The 13,453-nt window shown below is 71.4% G+C and carries 19 protein-coding genes; 14 read left to right on the top strand and 5 right to left on the bottom strand.

Going from position 1 to position 13,453, the window contains the following annotated elements:
* Positions 1 to 96: 96 nt before the first annotated feature.
* Genes FR742_RS40145 through FR742_RS40135 form a run of 3 tightly spaced genes read right to left on the bottom strand, consistent with a single transcriptional unit; the run spans position 97 to position 1,496 of the window.
* Entirely contained in the window at positions 97 to 591 is a 495-nt protein-coding gene (locus tag FR742_RS40145; RefSeq protein WP_148036425.1) for a GNAT family N-acetyltransferase, read from the bottom strand.
* Positions 591 to 947 (bottom strand): MmcQ/YjbR family DNA-binding protein, encoded by a 357-nt coding sequence (locus FR742_RS40140; protein ID WP_148036424.1) that lies wholly within the window; start codon positions 945 to 947, stop codon positions 591 to 593. The genes FR742_RS40145 and FR742_RS40140 overlap by 1 nt, the downstream gene beginning before the upstream one ends.
* A gap of 57 nt (positions 948 to 1,004) precedes the next feature.
* Complete coding sequence (locus FR742_RS40135) at positions 1,005 to 1,496, bottom strand: DUF2867 domain-containing protein (RefSeq protein WP_148036423.1); 492 nt, start codon at positions 1,494 to 1,496, stop codon at positions 1,005 to 1,007.
* A 56-nt stretch (positions 1,497 to 1,552) separates the two neighbouring features.
* On the opposite strand from FR742_RS40135, the gene FR742_RS40130 reads away from it, so the two are divergent.
* The 11 genes from FR742_RS40130 to FR742_RS40080 all read left to right on the top strand — a co-directional run bounded on the left by FR742_RS40130 (position 1,553) and on the right by FR742_RS40080 (position 10,182).
* The gene (locus tag FR742_RS40130; protein WP_148036422.1) at positions 1,553 to 2,131 is read left to right on the top strand and encodes a TetR/AcrR family transcriptional regulator; all 579 of its coding nucleotides are present in this window, start codon (positions 1,553 to 1,555) and stop codon (positions 2,129 to 2,131) included.
* Between the two features lie 120 nt (positions 2,132 to 2,251).
* Positions 2,252 to 2,644 (top strand): hypothetical protein, encoded by a 393-nt coding sequence (locus tag FR742_RS40125; RefSeq protein WP_148036421.1) that lies wholly within the window; start codon positions 2,252 to 2,254, stop codon positions 2,642 to 2,644.
* A gap of 350 nt (positions 2,645 to 2,994) precedes the next feature.
* Complete coding sequence (locus FR742_RS40120) at positions 2,995 to 4,533, top strand: sensor histidine kinase KdpD (RefSeq protein WP_148036420.1); 1,539 nt, start codon at positions 2,995 to 2,997, stop codon at positions 4,531 to 4,533.
* Positions 4,534 to 4,616: 83 nt separating this feature from the next.
* Entirely contained in the window at positions 4,617 to 5,045 is a 429-nt protein-coding gene (locus FR742_RS40115; protein WP_148036419.1) for a roadblock/LC7 domain-containing protein, read from the top strand.
* Complete coding sequence (locus FR742_RS40110) at positions 5,042 to 5,398, top strand: DUF742 domain-containing protein (RefSeq protein WP_148036418.1); 357 nt, start codon at positions 5,042 to 5,044, stop codon at positions 5,396 to 5,398. Before FR742_RS40115 ends, FR742_RS40110 begins: the two co-directional genes overlap by 4 nt.
* Before the next feature lie 46 nt (positions 5,399 to 5,444).
* A complete protein-coding gene (locus tag FR742_RS40105; protein WP_148037249.1) occupies positions 5,445 to 5,981 on the top strand; it encodes an ATP/GTP-binding protein in 537 nt (178 codons plus the stop codon).
* A gap of 10 nt (positions 5,982 to 5,991) precedes the next feature.
* The gene (locus tag FR742_RS40100) at positions 5,992 to 7,209 is read left to right on the top strand and encodes a cytochrome P450 (protein WP_148036417.1); all 1,218 of its coding nucleotides are present in this window, start codon (positions 5,992 to 5,994) and stop codon (positions 7,207 to 7,209) included.
* The gene (locus FR742_RS40095) at positions 7,206 to 7,652 is read left to right on the top strand and encodes a hypothetical protein (protein ID WP_148036416.1); all 447 of its coding nucleotides are present in this window, start codon (positions 7,206 to 7,208) and stop codon (positions 7,650 to 7,652) included. The genes FR742_RS40100 and FR742_RS40095 overlap by 4 nt, the downstream gene beginning before the upstream one ends.
* 49 nt (positions 7,653 to 7,701) lie before the next feature.
* Positions 7,702 to 8,640: an ATP-binding cassette domain-containing protein gene (locus FR742_RS40090; protein ID WP_148036415.1), complete on the top strand. Its 939-nt coding sequence runs from the start codon at positions 7,702 to 7,704 to the stop codon at positions 8,638 to 8,640.
* Entirely contained in the window at positions 8,637 to 9,392 is a 756-nt protein-coding gene (locus FR742_RS40085) for an ABC-2 family transporter protein (RefSeq protein ID WP_148036414.1), read from the top strand. The genes FR742_RS40090 and FR742_RS40085 overlap by 4 nt, the downstream gene beginning before the upstream one ends.
* Positions 9,385 to 10,182 carry an ABC transporter permease gene (locus FR742_RS40080; RefSeq protein WP_222709268.1) on the top strand — a complete coding sequence of 266 codons (798 nt, stop codon included), beginning with the start codon at positions 9,385 to 9,387 and terminating at the stop codon, positions 10,180 to 10,182. Before FR742_RS40085 ends, FR742_RS40080 begins: the two co-directional genes overlap by 8 nt.
* Here FR742_RS40080 and FR742_RS40075 read toward each other — a convergent pair.
* Positions 10,154 to 10,795, bottom strand: a complete 642-nt coding sequence (locus tag FR742_RS40075; protein ID WP_148036413.1) for a TetR/AcrR family transcriptional regulator — start codon at positions 10,793 to 10,795, stop codon at positions 10,154 to 10,156. The genes FR742_RS40080 and FR742_RS40075 overlap by 29 nt on opposite strands.
* A 124-nt stretch (positions 10,796 to 10,919) precedes the next feature.
* Between FR742_RS40075 and FR742_RS44930 the strand changes: the two genes are divergently transcribed.
* The 3 genes from FR742_RS44930 to FR742_RS40060 all read left to right on the top strand — a co-directional run bounded on the left by FR742_RS44930 (position 10,920) and on the right by FR742_RS40060 (position 12,793).
* The gene (locus tag FR742_RS44930) at positions 10,920 to 11,330 is read left to right on the top strand and encodes a hypothetical protein (RefSeq protein WP_187281596.1); all 411 of its coding nucleotides are present in this window, start codon (positions 10,920 to 10,922) and stop codon (positions 11,328 to 11,330) included.
* Positions 11,327 to 11,812 carry a nitroreductase/quinone reductase family protein gene (locus FR742_RS40065; protein ID WP_261809040.1) on the top strand — a complete coding sequence of 162 codons (486 nt, stop codon included), beginning with the start codon at positions 11,327 to 11,329 and terminating at the stop codon, positions 11,810 to 11,812. The genes FR742_RS44930 and FR742_RS40065 overlap by 4 nt, the downstream gene beginning before the upstream one ends.
* A 78-nt stretch (positions 11,813 to 11,890) precedes the next feature.
* Positions 11,891 to 12,793, top strand: a complete 903-nt coding sequence (locus FR742_RS40060) for a hypothetical protein (protein ID WP_148036412.1) — start codon at positions 11,891 to 11,893, stop codon at positions 12,791 to 12,793.
* 6 nt (positions 12,794 to 12,799) lie between these two features.
* On the opposite strand, the gene FR742_RS40055 is transcribed toward FR742_RS40060, so the two are convergent.
* Entirely contained in the window at positions 12,800 to 13,420 is a 621-nt protein-coding gene (locus tag FR742_RS40055; protein WP_148036411.1) for a hypothetical protein, read from the bottom strand.
* Positions 13,421 to 13,453 lie beyond the last annotated feature (33 nt).

Here is a 13,453-nt window from a genome sequence, read left to right as displayed (position 1 = left end):
CACCCAGCCCTACGGGGCCGACCTGAATCGGGGTGGACGAAGGCGCGGGGCGGCCATGCCGACCCCACTGGGTCGGTGGGTGTGGTGGGGCGGGGGTCAGGCGGGTGGGTCGGTGGCGAGGCGGGTGTGGCGTTCGATGTCGTGGCGGGCCCCGTCGTGGTGGAGCCTGCCGCGTTCGACGCCCTGCGGGAGGAAGCCCGCCTTGATCGCGACCCGGCACGAGGCGGGGTTGTCGAGGCGGTGGCTCAGCTCCAGCCGGTGCAGGCCGCGCTCGCCGAACGCCCAGCGCGCCAGTTCGTCGGTGGCCGAAGCCGCGATCCCGCGCCCGCGCGCCTCGGGGACCGTCCAGTAGGACACCCAGCCGGTGTCGTGGTCGTCGATCCGGGTCACCGCGACGTTGCCGACGACCCGCCCGTCGAGGGTGACGGCGAAGGCGTGGCCGGCGCCCTCCCAGGAGGCGATCCATCCCACCGCGTCCTGCGGCGTGACGACGGGCCACGAGCTCTGCCGCCTCAGGTCGGGCGCCCGGAAGGCACGCAGCACGACCGGGGCGTCATCCTCCCGCCACTTCCGTAGTCTGATCTGTGCCATTAACCGCCTATTTTATGGGCGGCCTCGAACGCGGTGACGAGCTGCTTCGGCGCGGTCAGGCACCACGCCTCGGCGGTCAGCTCGAACAGCTCGTCGTAGTCGATCTTGTCGAGGTGGACCACGACCCACCCGAACCGCCCCGCGGTGAACTGCACCTCGAACACCTCGGGCCGCTCGGCCACCAGCGCCAGCTGCTCCTCGATCGTCGACTTGAGCCCGACGGTCTCGGTGTCCTCCCACAGGTAACCGAAGCCCTTGCCCCGCACCTTGATCGCGACCCAGCCGGGCCCGTCGCTCGTGCGCACTTCGGGCAGGCTCTTCAGCAGTTCGAGAAACTCGTCGACGCTCACACCCATGGGTCCCTGTGTACCAAACGCCCCCGACATTTCCTGCCGGTCCGGCCGCCGCCGTGGTCAAGGGGTGGTCGCCGAGGCGGCGAGGCCCGCGCGTGCCATGCCGCGTACCACCACGTAGTGGACGGGCCGGATCACCGTGAGGTAGATCCGGCCCGTCCACCCGTGGCAGCGCGCCACGGTGATCATGCGGAACCTGGTCCGTCCGCCGCCCGCGTCGTCGGCGACGATCGCCAGGAAGGCCGCGAGGTGCGAGTCGCTCGCCTCCAGCACCAGCTCGCGGCCTTCCTCGCCGCCGATCACGGTGAAGAACCCGATCCTGCGCCCCGGCGTGAACGGGATCTCCTCGGGTCGCATCCCGCCCGATCCGGGCCGCACGTCGGGGTGTGCCGTGCGGAGCAGTCGCGCGAACACCGACCGCGCCCTGAAGAGCCCGCGCACCCACCACGGCTCCCAGCCCAGCGCCCCGGCGGCGAACGCGCGCAACCCGCCCCCTCCTTCGACGGCGACCTCGTCCACGAAGTCGGCCCGTTCCATGAGCGTCGACAGCATGCGCCCTCCTTTTTAGAGACTTCTCTCTACAATAACGCGCGGCTACGCTCGACGCCATGGGACGACCGCCTCGCCATGACGTGGACCGGCTACTGGACGCCGCAGCCGAGCTGGTGACGACCGGCGGCCCCGGCGCCGTCACCATGACCGCAGTGGCCCGCGCCGCCGGCGCCCCGAGCGGCTCGGTCTACCACCGATTCCCCGGCCGCCCCGCCCTCCTGGCGGCGCTCTGGCTGCGCACGGTCGGCCGCTTCCAGCGGGGATTCCTCGCCGCGCTCGACACCGACCCGCCCGCGCAGGCCGCCCCCGCCGCGGCACGCCACGTGATCGCCTGGTCCCGCGCCCACCCGCACGAGGCCCGCGTCCTGCTCTACGGACCGGCCGACTTCGACCACCCGCACTGGCCCGGGGAGGCCCGCGCCCAGCTCGCCGCCGCGAACGGCCGGGTCACCGCCGCCCTGCACGCCCTGGCCGCCCGCCTGGGCAGGAGCTCCCCGTACGACCTCGAACGCCTGACGCTGGCGGCCGTCGACATCCCCTACGCCACCGTCCGCCGCCACCAGTCCGCCGGCACCCCGCTCCCCGCCTACGCCGAGGACCTGGTGACCAGTTGCGCCATCGCGGTGGCGGGCTAGAGAAGCCTCTCTATTTCGATCGGCGGCCCCTGCCCGTTCAGGGTGATCGACATGACCGACGCCAAGTTGGCCCGCTGGCCATTTCCGCAGAAGGGACCCCGCCTGTCTAGAGTGATCAGCATGACCGACGCCAAGTCCACGGGCTGGCCGTTCACCGTGCAGGCCGCGTATGTCGGGTTGACGCTCCAGATGGCGTTCGGGTTGATCGGGCTGGCCGTGGGCTTCGGCGGGGCGCTGGCCATGATGCTCCCTCAGTTCTGGGGCCTCGTCGCCGTGGCGGCGGTGATCCTGGGGCTGACCGGGTGGGTGATGGCGCGGTTCCCCAGGCGGGAGCGGCGGGTGCGATGGGGCGCGGCGGCGCTCCAGGCGGTCCTGATCGCGGGCTGGCTGGTGGTGGAGTGGGCCGATGCCAAGCTCGGCACCCGGTCGTTCCTGTCGTTGAACGTGCTCATCCCCACGTTCGTCGTCGCCATGCTGTTCACGCCCGCCGCCGCGCGCTGGTTCGACCGCTGACCGCTACCCGCCGGCCCGCAGGACGACGTGCGGGATCACCGGCGGCAGCCCCGCCTCGGTCGGCGAGATGCGGGAGCCGGGGAGGACTCGCCGGGCGGAGGGAAGTCATTGGCCCGATATCTCAACTTTTGAGTTGACTCCTGGTGGGTTGAAGTGAAGCGGGCGTTTTGCCTGTTGTCTCTGATACTCCTGGTGCTACGGTAAGCGCCTGTTCCCGTTCGCACTCTGTTACGGAGCGGTAACAGTAAGCCTCTGCTGCACGGGGAGCAGCAGTACCGACCCCCCGAGGACCGCGGATGCCAGCAGACGTACCTCTTCGAACGCGACGCGATCTTGCCCCGCGAGAGCTCATGGTGGTCACCGCCCTGGGCACCATGGTCGTGGTGGCTTGCCTGTGGCTGTGGGCCGTGTTCGCCACGCCGGCCGACGCCCGCGGGGTGATGGCGATCACGGGCGGGCTCTGCGCGGTGCTGCTGACCGCCGCCGCCGCGGTGATCGCCCACCATGTGGCCACCGGCCGCCGGCTGCGCGAGCAGGCCAGGGCCGCCGCCGCCCGGGTCGCCCGGCTGGAGCGCGAGATCGCCCGGGTGGCCGAGGACACGCTGCCGGCGCTCGGCCGCCAGATGCGCGGCGGCGGGTCCGTCCCCGACGCGCTCGCCCGTCTGCCGCAGCCTCCCGATGGACCGTTGCAACAACTGCTGAAGGCCACCGCGAACGAGCTCGACGGGCTCGAACGCGAGCGGGCCATCGCGCACGCGTCCCGCTCGGCCACCGAGTCGGAGATCGTCACCCTCACCCGCGACACGCTGCCCGAGCTGGTCAGGCAGATCCAGGTGGAGCGCAAGCCGGTCACCTCCGCGCTCGCCGAGGTGCGCCAGCCCGTGCACGCCCCGCTGCGCGACCTGCTCGCCGAGACGGCCCAGCAGCTCTCCGAGGGCGACCGCAGGGGCGCCGCCGTGATGGCCGCCTGCGCCGGGGCCGCGGCCCGGGTGCAGGCCCAGGCCACCAGCCTGCTGGCGCAGCTGCGCGACCTGGAGGAGCAGTACGGCGACCAGGAGGAGGTCTTCGCCGACCTGCTCGACCTGGACCACCGCGTCTCCCAGCTCGGCCGGCTGGCCGACAACATCGCCCTGCTCAGCGGCGGCCGCTCCGGCCGCAGGTGGACCCGGCCGATCGTGATGGAGAGCGTCCTGCGCGGCGCGATGGGCCGCATCAGCGCCTACCAGCGCGTCCGCGTCCACTCCACCAGCACGGCCGCCGTGGTCGGGTACGCCGCCGAAGGCGTGATGCACGCGCTGGCCGAGCTCATGGACAACGCCGCCACCTTCTCCGCGCACGGCACCGAGGTGCACGTGTACGTGGACGAGGAGGACGCCGGCATGGTGGTCACGATCGAGGACAGCGGCCTCGGCATGCGCCCCCGCGAGCGCCAGCACGCCGCCAAGCTCGTCTCCGAGCCGCTCGACCTGCGCACGCTGTCCGGCACCCGGCTGGGCCTGGCCGTGGTGGGCCGGCTGGTCGACAAGTACGGCCTCACGGTCAGCTTCCGTCCGTCGGCCAGAGGCGGCACCGGTGTCGTGATGCTGATCCCCCGCGTGCTCATCACCCAGCCCAGGACCGCCCCCGAGCCGCCGGCCGCGATCGAGCGGCAGGCCCGCCCCGCCCTGGTGGCCGCGGCCGTGCCCGCCCAGGCCGCGCCCGCCGAGGAGGCCGAGGAGTCGCTGCCGCGGCGGCGGCGCGGCCAGACGCTCGCCGAGGCCACCGGGTCGCGACCGGCGACGGCGGTCAAGCCGCAGCGCGACGGGCGTGAGGCGGCGGCCAGGTTCGCCGCGTTCCGCCAGGCGGGCGGTCGCGGGCGTCCCGCCGATCCGGCCTCCGGCGACTCCTAGACCCCCGGGCGCAGCGAGCACCGGACCACTTGGATCTCAGATAGGAGGCAGGGGCCGCCCCCGGGCGGACGCCCCGCGTTTCGATGAGCACTATCGACGCATCGCGTACCACGGATCGCACCATTGACGGGCTGCTGGAGAGCCTCAAGGACCGGACCCCCGGCATCAGGTACGTCCTGGTCCTGACCAGGGACGGGCTCAAGATGAGCTACAGCAGCGGCCTCACCAGGGACAGGGCCGACCAGCTCTCGGCGCTGTCCGCCGGGATCCAGAGCCTGTCGCTGAGCGCCTCGGCCGAGTTCGGCGACGCGATCGGCGCCGGGCAGGCGATGGTGGAGTTCGCCGGTGGGCTGCTGCTCATCGTGCCCGCCGGAGAGGGCGCCCACCTGGCGGTGGTCGCCGAGGAGGACGGCGAGGTCGGACTGATCGCACACAACATGAACGAGCTGGTCGAGCAGATCGGGGTGTACCTCACCGCGGCGCCCAGACCGGCCGAGGGCGACGCCTCGTGAACCGGCGCCCGATCGACCGGGAGAGCCCGGACCGCCTCTACACGGTCACCGGGGGCCGCACCCGCGCCGACGAGACCGCGTTCGACTCGGTCTCGCTCATCGTCAGCGAGTGCGAGCCGGTCCCGGGCATGCAGTCGGAGCATGTCAAGATCCTCCAGCTGGCCCGCCGCCCGACGGCCGTGGTGGAGATCTCCGCGGAGCTGCGGCTGCCGGTCAGCGTGGTGAAGATCCTGCTGCGCGACCTGCTCGACACGGGCCGCATCACCGTACGCCACCCCTCCGCCGGCGCCACGGCGGGCAAGCCGGATCCGGACATCCTGAGGCAGGTGCTCGTTGCGCTCAACAACCTCTGACGAGACCCCCGTGCGGACGCCGCTGCGCGACTCCGCCGCGGACGCGATGAAGATCGTGGTCGTGGGCGGGTTCGGCGTGGGCAAGACCACCATGGTGGGCTCCGTGAGCGAGATCCGCCCGCTGAGCACCGAAGAGGTGATGACCGAGGCGAGCGTGGGCATCGACGACGCGAGCCGGGTCCGCACCAAGACCACCACCACCGTGGCCTTCGACTTCGGGCGCATCACGGTCAGCGACAGCACCGTGCTCTACCTGTTCGGGGCGCCCGGCCAGGAGCGGTTCTGGTTCGTCTGGGACCAGCTGTTCGCCGGGAGCCTGGGGGCGGTCGTGCTGGTCGACACCCGCCGCCTGGAGGACTCGTTCTACTCGATCGACCGGCTGGAACACCACGACATGCCGTTCGTGGTCGCGGTCAACCGCTTCGCGGGCGGCCCGTCGCTGGACGCCGTGCGCGAGGCGCTGGACCTGTCGCCCGGCATCCCGCTGGTCGACTGCGACGCCCGGGAGCGGCAGTCGTGCAAGCACGTGCTGATCACGCTCGTCGAGCATCTCACCCGCCTGTACGACCGGACCCCGGCCTGAGAGGGCAGCCGTGACGAACCCTGGACATCCCGAGCACGCCGGCGCCGTCCGGCTGTACGAGCCGGAGGTCCTCGACGACCCGGCCGCGTTCCTGGAGGAGCTGCGCCGCAAGCACGGCCCGGTCGTGCCGGTGCTGCTCGACGCCGACCTGCCCGCCTGGCTCGTCCTCGGGTACCGCGAGCTGCACCACGTGACGAGCCAGCCGCAGCTGTTCGCCCGTGACCCGCGCCGCTGGAACCAGCACGACCTGGTGCCGCCGGACTGGCCGGCCCGCCCGCACGTCACGTACCAGCCGTCGGTGGTGTTCACCGAGGGCGAGGAGCGGCGGCGGCGCGGCGGCGCCATCGGCGACGCGCTGGACGAGATCGACCGCATCGAGCTGACCCAGCTCTGCGAGAAGGTCGCCGACGCCGCCATCGACCTGTTCTCCGGCGACGGCCAGGCCGACCTGGTCCCCCAGTACGCCCACCGGATGCCGGCCCAGGTCATCGCCCGGCTGTTCGGGCTGCCGGAGCCGGACGTCGGCACCCTGCTGCGCGCCATCTTCCAGGCCATGAACGACCCGGCGAGCCGCGACGAGGCGGAGATGCAGGTCGGCGAGCTCATGGGCCGCCTGGTCGCCGGCAAGCGCGCCCGGCCGGGCCACGACCTCGCCTCCCGGCTGGTGACGCACGACGCCGGGCTCACCGACCCCGAGGTCGTCTACGACATGCTGTCGCTGCTGATCGCCTCGCAGGACAACTGCGCCGGCTGGATCGGCAACACGCTGCGCCTGATGCTCGTGGACGACCACTTCCAGATGGACCTGCAGGGCGGCAGGAGCAGCGTGGCCGAGGCGCTCAACCAGGTGCTGTGGAAGGACCCGCCGGCCCAGAACCTGCCGTCACGCTACGCCGCGCAGGACTGCGAGCTGGCCGGCCACCGCATCCGGCGCGGCGACATGATCGTGATCAGCCTGGTCGGCGCGAACGCCGACCCGCAGGTGCAGCAGGGTCACACCGCGGCCAACCGGGCGCACATGGCGTTCGGCCACGGCGAGTACGGCTGCCCCTTCCCCGCCCCCGAACTCGCGGAGATCATCTCCAAGACGGCCATCGAGGTCCTCCTGGACCGCCTGCCGGACGTGCACCTGGCGGTCGCGCCTGAGGAGCTGCGCTGGCGCCGCAACATCTGGAACCGCATGCTGTCGGCCCTCCCGGTCGCCTTCACCCCCACCATGGGCAGGTGAGCAGGCGCCGCGAGCACGGCCCGGTCGTGCCGGTGCTGCTCGACGCCGATCTGGCCGCCTGGCTCGTCCTCGGCTACCGGGAGCTGCACCACGTCACCGGCCAGAGCGGGCTGTTCGGCCGCGACCCCAGGCGCTGGAACCTGCGCGAACACGTCCCGCCGGACTGGCCGTCGCTGCCGTACGTGCTCTACCAGCCGTCGCTGGTGTGCAGCGAGGGCGAGGAGCGGCGGCGGCGCGGCGGCGCCGTCGGCGACGCGCTGGACGAGATCGACCGCATCGAGCTGACCCTGCTCTGCGAGAAGGTCGCCGACGCGTTCGCGGGCGACGGCCGGGCCGACCTGATCACCCAGTACGCCCGGCGAACTGCGGTGGCGCCGCACCCTGTGGATCCGCGCCCTGGAGTCGCTGCCGTCGCCTTCACCCCGGTGGCGCGTCGCCGATGAAGTCCTGAAACAACTTGCAGCTCTCGACCCGTACCGAAAAGATTCCGTCATGATCCGGGTCGAGGGGTTAACCAAGGTCTTCCGCCGCCCGCGTACCTTCTCCGGGCCCTTCGGGGCGCTGCGCACTCTCGTGACCCGCCAGTACGAGGAGAAGACAGCCGTCGACGATGTCAGCTTCGACATCGACGAGGGCGAGGTCATCGGCTATCTCGGGCCCAACGGCGCCGGCAAGTCGACCACCATCAAGATCCTCACCGGCATCCTCACCCCCACCGCCGGCACCGTGCGGGTCAACGGGCTGGTGCCGTGGCGCGACCGGTCGGCCAACGCCCGCCGGGTCGGCGTCGTCTTCGGCCAGCGCAGCCAATTATGGTGGGACCTCCCCCTGATCGAGTCCCTGCGCCTGGTGGGCTCGCTCTACGACATGCCCGCCGCGCGCTTCGAGACCTCGCTGAAGAAGCTGCGTGACCTGCTCGGGCTGGACGAGTTCCTCGACACCCCGGTCCGCCAGCTCAGCCTGGGCCAGCGGATGCGCGGCGACCTGGCCGCGGCCGTGCTGTACGAGCCGCCACTGCTCTACCTGGACGAGCCGACCGTCGGGCTCGACGTGCTGGCCAAGGAGGCGGTGCGCGAGTTCATCGTGGAGACCAACCGGACCGGGCGCACCACCGTCATCCTGACCACGCACGACCTGGCCGACGTCGAGGCGCTGTGCAAGCGGATCATCCTCATCGACCACGGCAAGGTGCTCTTCGACGGCCCGATCGACGCGCTGGTCGACCAGCCCAGGCGGCTGGTGGTGCTGCTGGAGTCCGCGCCCGAGGAGGTGCGCGGGGTGTCGCGCGACGACCAGGGCCGCCATGTCTTCGACATCCACGGCGACCTGCCCGCCATGATCGCCTCGATCTCCGCCGAGCACACGATCCGCGACCTGTCGATCGAGGAACCGGACCTGGAGAGTGTGATCAAAGGGATCTACGCCCGATGACCCGCGTCGGCTTCCTCTTCGCCCTGGCCTACCGCAGCTCCATCGTCATGACCTGCGTGACGCTGGTCGCCCAGGTGTTCCTGCTGCGCATGATCTGGACCGCGGTCTACGGGTCGCGGGCCGAGGCCGCGGGGCTCACCCTCGAAGCCCTGCTCGCCTACCTCACCCTGGCCAACCTGCAGTCCTTCGCCACCCAGACCCTCGTCTCCCGCGTCATCCACCACCGCATCCGCAGCGGGACGGTCTTCTTCGACCTGGCCCGGCCGATCGGTTACCTGCGGCAGATGGCCGCCTTCCAGGCCGGCAACACCGCGGGCAGCCTGCTGCTGCTAGCCCCGGTCGTCCCGGTGGTGCTGCTGGTCGGGTCGATCACGGCGCCGGTCAACGGGCTCGGCTACGTGGTCACGCTGGTGCTCGGGTACGTGATCGCCGTGCAGCTGGCGCTGCTGATCAGCCTTCTGGGCTTCTGGATGCTGGAGATCGGCGCGGTCTCGCTGCTCTACCAGCTGGTCAGCCAGTTCTTCGCGGGGACGATGGTGCCGCTCGCCTTCTTCCCCGGCTTCCTGGGCACGCTGGCCGAGGTGCTGCCGTTCAAGTACATGGGGTACGTTCCCGCGGCGATCTACGTCGGCCACATCTCCGACATCTCCGGACCTCTGCTGGTCGAGCTCGCCTGGGTCGCAGGGCTGTGGGCCCTGCTCGCGCTCGCCTGGTCACGCACGCATCGGAGGGTGGTGATCCAGGGTGGCTGAGGTCGTCCGCGCCCTGCGCCTGTACGTCCTGCTCCAGCGCGCCTCCGCCCGCGGCGCCATGCAGTACCGCCTCAACACCGCGATCGGCGTCCTCAGCGGCGCGATCTGGCAGGGCACCGGGTTCGCCTTCATCTGGGTGGTGATGCACACCTTTCCCTCGCTCGCGGGCTGGGGCCTGGCGGAGATCGCCTTCTTGTACGGCATGCGCCTGACGGCCCACGCCCTGGCGATGATCCCCATGATGAGCGTGCACGACATCCACTGGGTGGTGCGCAACGGGGAGTTCGACCGCTTCCTGCTGCGCCCGCTGAACCCGCTCGTCCAGCTCATGGGCAACCGGATGGGCCTGGCCCAGTTCGGCGACCTGCTGGTGGGCGTGGCGCTGCTCGCCGTCGCCTCCCAGAACGCCCAGGTCGACTGGAGCCTCAGCCTGGTCGCCTTCTGCGCCCTGGCGATCGTCGGCGGCGCGCTCATCGAGGCCGCCTTCTTCCTGGCGCTCTGCTCGCTGTCGCTGCGCATGATCGACACCTTCGCCCTGCGGGTCTTCCTGGACGACGTCTTCAGCAAGTTCGGCTCGTACCCGATGAAGATCTTCGGCGGCGTGACCGAGTGGCTGCTCACCTACGTGCTGCCGGTCGCCTTCGTGGCCTACATCCCGTCGAGCGTCGTGCTGGGCAAGCTCGACACCCCCTGGGCCCTGGCCGCCCCGCTGCTGGGCGTGCTCCTGGTCTGGCCGGCCTACCTCATCTGGCGCCGCCAGCTCACCCACTACCAGAGCGTCGGCCACTGAGCGGTTCGGGATGGTCGCGCCCGGCGGGTGTGCTCAAGACGGCGCGCAGGGGGCGCATGCCCTCCTCGACGTAGTCGGCGATGGGGCGGTCGCCGCCGTCGAGGTACCACTGCTCCAGTGCGGCGAAGTAGCCGAAGGCGAGGGCGTTCGCGATCACGCGGGCCTGCGTTTCGCTGACCTCTCCGGTGGCCGCGATCAGCGGTGAGATCCGCCGGCCTGCGCGGTCGAGCGTGGCGCAGACGGCCATGCGCACCGACGGCTCGGCGAAGAAGTAGCGGACCCTGCGCCACGGGCCTCTCCCGGTCTGCGGGCCTTCGCCCGGACCGGGGCTGGATTCGTAGGCGCGGACGGCGCGGACCAGGCTGCCGACGGGGTCGGCGGGGTCGAGGAGGCTTTCGAGCGTCTCCGGGCTCATGTGGTCGAACTCGTCGGCGACCACGATGCCTTCCTTGGTGCCGAAGATGCGGTAGACCGACGACGGCGAGACCTCCGCCGCCGCCGCGATCTCCTCGATGGTGACCGCGCCGAACCCTCGCTCGTCGAACAGGTCGAGGGCGTGGTCCTGGATGGCGCGCATGGCCTTGAGCCGCCAGCGCTCACGAAGTCCGCTCATGCCTCACCGTATCAGAAAGTCACTTTCTCAAGCATGCGGCTGTCGTTGGGACATTGACTGTCTGAAAGCGGATGTCTAGAGTCACTCGCTGGAGACAGTCACTTTCTCAACGGATCGGAAGGCCATGAAACGGAGATCGCTGATGTACGCGGGGGCAGGGCTCACCGTGGTCGCCGCCCTGTTCCCGTTCGTCGACCGGACCGTCCTGGCGGATCACATCAGGGCGGGCTACCCGGCCTACGCGCCCGGGGCGATCGACGCCGCCGTCACCGCCTACCTGGTGATCCTGGCCGCGGTCGGGGCGCTGGGACTCCTCGGCTGGGCCGGCACGATCTGGGCGGCCCGCGCCGGCAAGCGCTGGACCTTCTCGGCGGCGGTCGGGCTGCTCGTGTCCGGGCTCTGCGTCGCGGTCGCCGCGCTGACCGTCCGGGACACCTCGGGCGACGTCGGCCTGGCGCCGCTGCTGGGCTGGCTGCTGGTCCTTCCGTGCGTTCCCGGTCTGGCCGCGGTCGCGTTGTGGAGGAGGACTGAGTGATCGTACGCGGGCTCGCGGCCCTGAAACGCGCGATGTACCGCGGAGGGCGGCCGAACGCGCTCATGCGGCTCATGAACCGGCTCGACGTCCTGGTTTACGGGGCTCGGCGGCTGTCACCGCGCCGGACCGCCGTGCTGAAGGTGGAAGGGCGCCGCAGCGGGAAGGTCACGTCGGTTCCCGTCGCGGTCGCCCGCCACCGCGACGCCGAGTTCCTCGTCTCGATGCTCGGGCCGGACGCGAACTGGGTGCGCAACGTCCGGGCCGCGGGTGGCAGGGCCACGCTCCGCCGCCGGGGGCGTGACACCCCGATCCTGCTGGAGGAGATCCCGTCCGAGCATCGGGCCGAGATCCTCCGCCGCTACCTCGCCATCGCACCCGGTGCACGGCCGCACGTGGGGCTGAGGCCGACGGCGCCGCTGCCGGAGTTCCACCGGATCGCGCCCCGGCACCCCGTGTTCCGCATCCACCCGCGAGAGGACTAGACGGAACGGCCCGATCAGCGCGGGGCCAGTCGGATACGCTCTTGCCCCCATTCCGCGTTGATCCACACGAAAGTTCCCATGACCGTCACAGAGGTCGACCGGCGCTCCGACACGCAGGAGAGCGCCGAACCCGACAAGAACGAAGAACCCACCCCCGGCGTCGTCGGCATGCTCGAACGGACCGGCTCCGTCGCGGTGCCGATCGCCATCGGGCTGTACGCGCTGCTCTACCTGGGCATCCAGGAGGTCTACGGCGTCTTCAACGTCAGCCCTGAACAGGTGGGCATCGACCAGGCGACGATCTTCGCCCGCCTGGTGGGCACCCTGGTCCTGCTCATCCTCCTCGGCGCGATCCTGCTCGGACCGGTCATCGCGCTCGGGTGGCTGCTGGACAAGGTCACCTTCGGCCACGCCGCCCGTCTCGTCCGCGCCATCCGCGCCCGGCCCTGGGTGGCCGCGCTGCTCGGCGCCCTCTGGTGCGGCGCGACCTACTGGGGCTTCCTCGGCTACCTGGACCTGGACGAGGGCGCTACCCTGGCCACCGTCGTGATCGTCGCCGCGGTCATCGGCGTGCTGGCCTTCCTCGTCCCGTTCAGGCTGCTCCGCTCCCGCAAGGTCGGCAGGGCGGGCATGAAGATCGTGGTGGGCGCCTTCACCGGCATCGGCCTCGGCTTCGCCCTGATGGGCCAGATGGAGAGCGACGCCCACCGGCTCGCCACCACCGGCCAGCCGAGCCTCTGGCTGGCCGGCGTCGGGGTCCAGGACCAGTGGGTGGTGGCCGCCGACCGCGCGAGCGGCAAGCAACTGCGCGGCGGCGCCAAGCTGATGCTGCTGGGCAAGAGCAACGGCGTCTACACCTTCTACGACTGCCGGAACCAGGAGACGTTCCGCATCTCGATGGAGGCCACCATGATCCGGCAGATCGCCCTCGACCCGGACCGCCCGGAGACCTTCGACTGCCGGAAGCAGAACCTGGGCTGACGGCGCTCACGAACTCCGCAGGAACCGCCGGCCCAGAATGCCGTACCAGACCATGATCGGCAGATGGAGCGCGTACCCGAGCTGTTCCATCGCCGCCGTCGGCCCGTCCGTCCCGGTCGTCCACGGGAGCGCCACCGCGACCAGCCCGGACAGCGCCGCGACCAGGCCGGCGGTACGGAGACGACCGGGGACGCCGGCAGCGGCCGCGACGGTGGCGGCCACCCACAGCAGCCCGGCCAGGTTGACCATCCACTTGGCGGTGAGCAGGACCGCCGAGGCCACCGTCACGGCGGCGGGGTCGGCGGCCAGCTGCGTCACCGCCAGGTTGCCGGCATCGTGCAGAAGCCCCGCCAGCCCGGCGGCGGCGAGCAGACCACCGGCCATGACCGCCCGGCGGACGGCCATGGCCAGCCCGGCGGCGGTCAGGCCCAGCCAGCCCAGCACGTCCAGGGCGAGCTCGGTCAGATGCAGGCCGGTCCGCTCGCGCACCGCGGCGAGCGCGGCGGCGGGATCAGCGGGATTCAGGGTCAACCCCGATGGCACCACGATGGCCGCGGCGGCGACCATGGCTACCAGCGAGGCGAGCAGGAGCACGCCGGTGAGCGACCGGCTCTTCTGATCAGTCATGGCGGGAAGGTAGAACCCTGCCGCGGCGGCAAG

Origin of the sequence: Nonomuraea sp. C10 (genome assembly GCF_008017515.1) — a bacterium.
In the GTDB taxonomy this organism is placed as follows: domain Bacteria; phylum Actinomycetota; class Actinomycetes; order Streptosporangiales; family Streptosporangiaceae; genus Nonomuraea; species Nonomuraea ferruginea.
The sequence above is the reverse complement of the archived record's forward strand: the minus strand, read 5'-3'. Positions and strand labels throughout refer to the sequence as shown.

What these genes read in the sequence shown, in the direction of transcription:
- FR742_RS40115 (WP_148036419.1), top strand. Translation starts at nt 4,617, where the DNA reads ATGAGCACTATCGACGCATCGCGTACCACGGATCGCACCATTGACGGG.
- FR742_RS40140 (WP_148036424.1), bottom strand. Translation starts at nt 947, where the DNA reads ATGGGTGTGAGCGTCGACGAGTTTCTCGAACTGCTGAAGAGCCTGCCC.
- FR742_RS40125 (WP_148036421.1), top strand. Translation starts at nt 2,252, where the DNA reads ATGACCGACGCCAAGTCCACGGGCTGGCCGTTCACCGTGCAGGCCGCG.
- FR742_RS40135 (WP_148036423.1), bottom strand. Translation starts at nt 1,496, where the DNA reads ATGCTGTCGACGCTCATGGAACGGGCCGACTTCGTGGACGAGGTCGCC.
- FR742_RS40090 (WP_148036415.1), top strand. Translation starts at nt 7,702, where the DNA reads ATGATCCGGGTCGAGGGGTTAACCAAGGTCTTCCGCCGCCCGCGTACC.
- FR742_RS40105 (WP_148037249.1), top strand. Translation starts at nt 5,445, where the DNA reads ATGAAGATCGTGGTCGTGGGCGGGTTCGGCGTGGGCAAGACCACCATG.
- FR742_RS40075 (WP_148036413.1), bottom strand. Translation starts at nt 10,795, where the DNA reads ATGAGCGGACTTCGTGAGCGCTGGCGGCTCAAGGCCATGCGCGCCATC.
- FR742_RS40060 (WP_148036412.1), top strand. Translation starts at nt 11,891, where the DNA reads ATGACCGTCACAGAGGTCGACCGGCGCTCCGACACGCAGGAGAGCGCC.
- FR742_RS40130 (WP_148036422.1), top strand. Translation starts at nt 1,553, where the DNA reads ATGGGACGACCGCCTCGCCATGACGTGGACCGGCTACTGGACGCCGCA.
- FR742_RS40085 (WP_148036414.1), top strand. Translation starts at nt 8,637, where the DNA reads ATGACCCGCGTCGGCTTCCTCTTCGCCCTGGCCTACCGCAGCTCCATC.
- FR742_RS40145 (WP_148036425.1), bottom strand. Translation starts at nt 591, where the DNA reads ATGGCACAGATCAGACTACGGAAGTGGCGGGAGGATGACGCCCCGGTC.
- FR742_RS44930 (WP_187281596.1), top strand. Translation starts at nt 10,920, where the DNA reads ATGAAACGGAGATCGCTGATGTACGCGGGGGCAGGGCTCACCGTGGTC.
- FR742_RS40055 (WP_148036411.1), bottom strand. Translation starts at nt 13,420, where the DNA reads ATGACTGATCAGAAGAGCCGGTCGCTCACCGGCGTGCTCCTGCTCGCC.
- FR742_RS40120 (WP_148036420.1), top strand. Translation starts at nt 2,995, where the DNA reads ATGGTGGTCACCGCCCTGGGCACCATGGTCGTGGTGGCTTGCCTGTGG.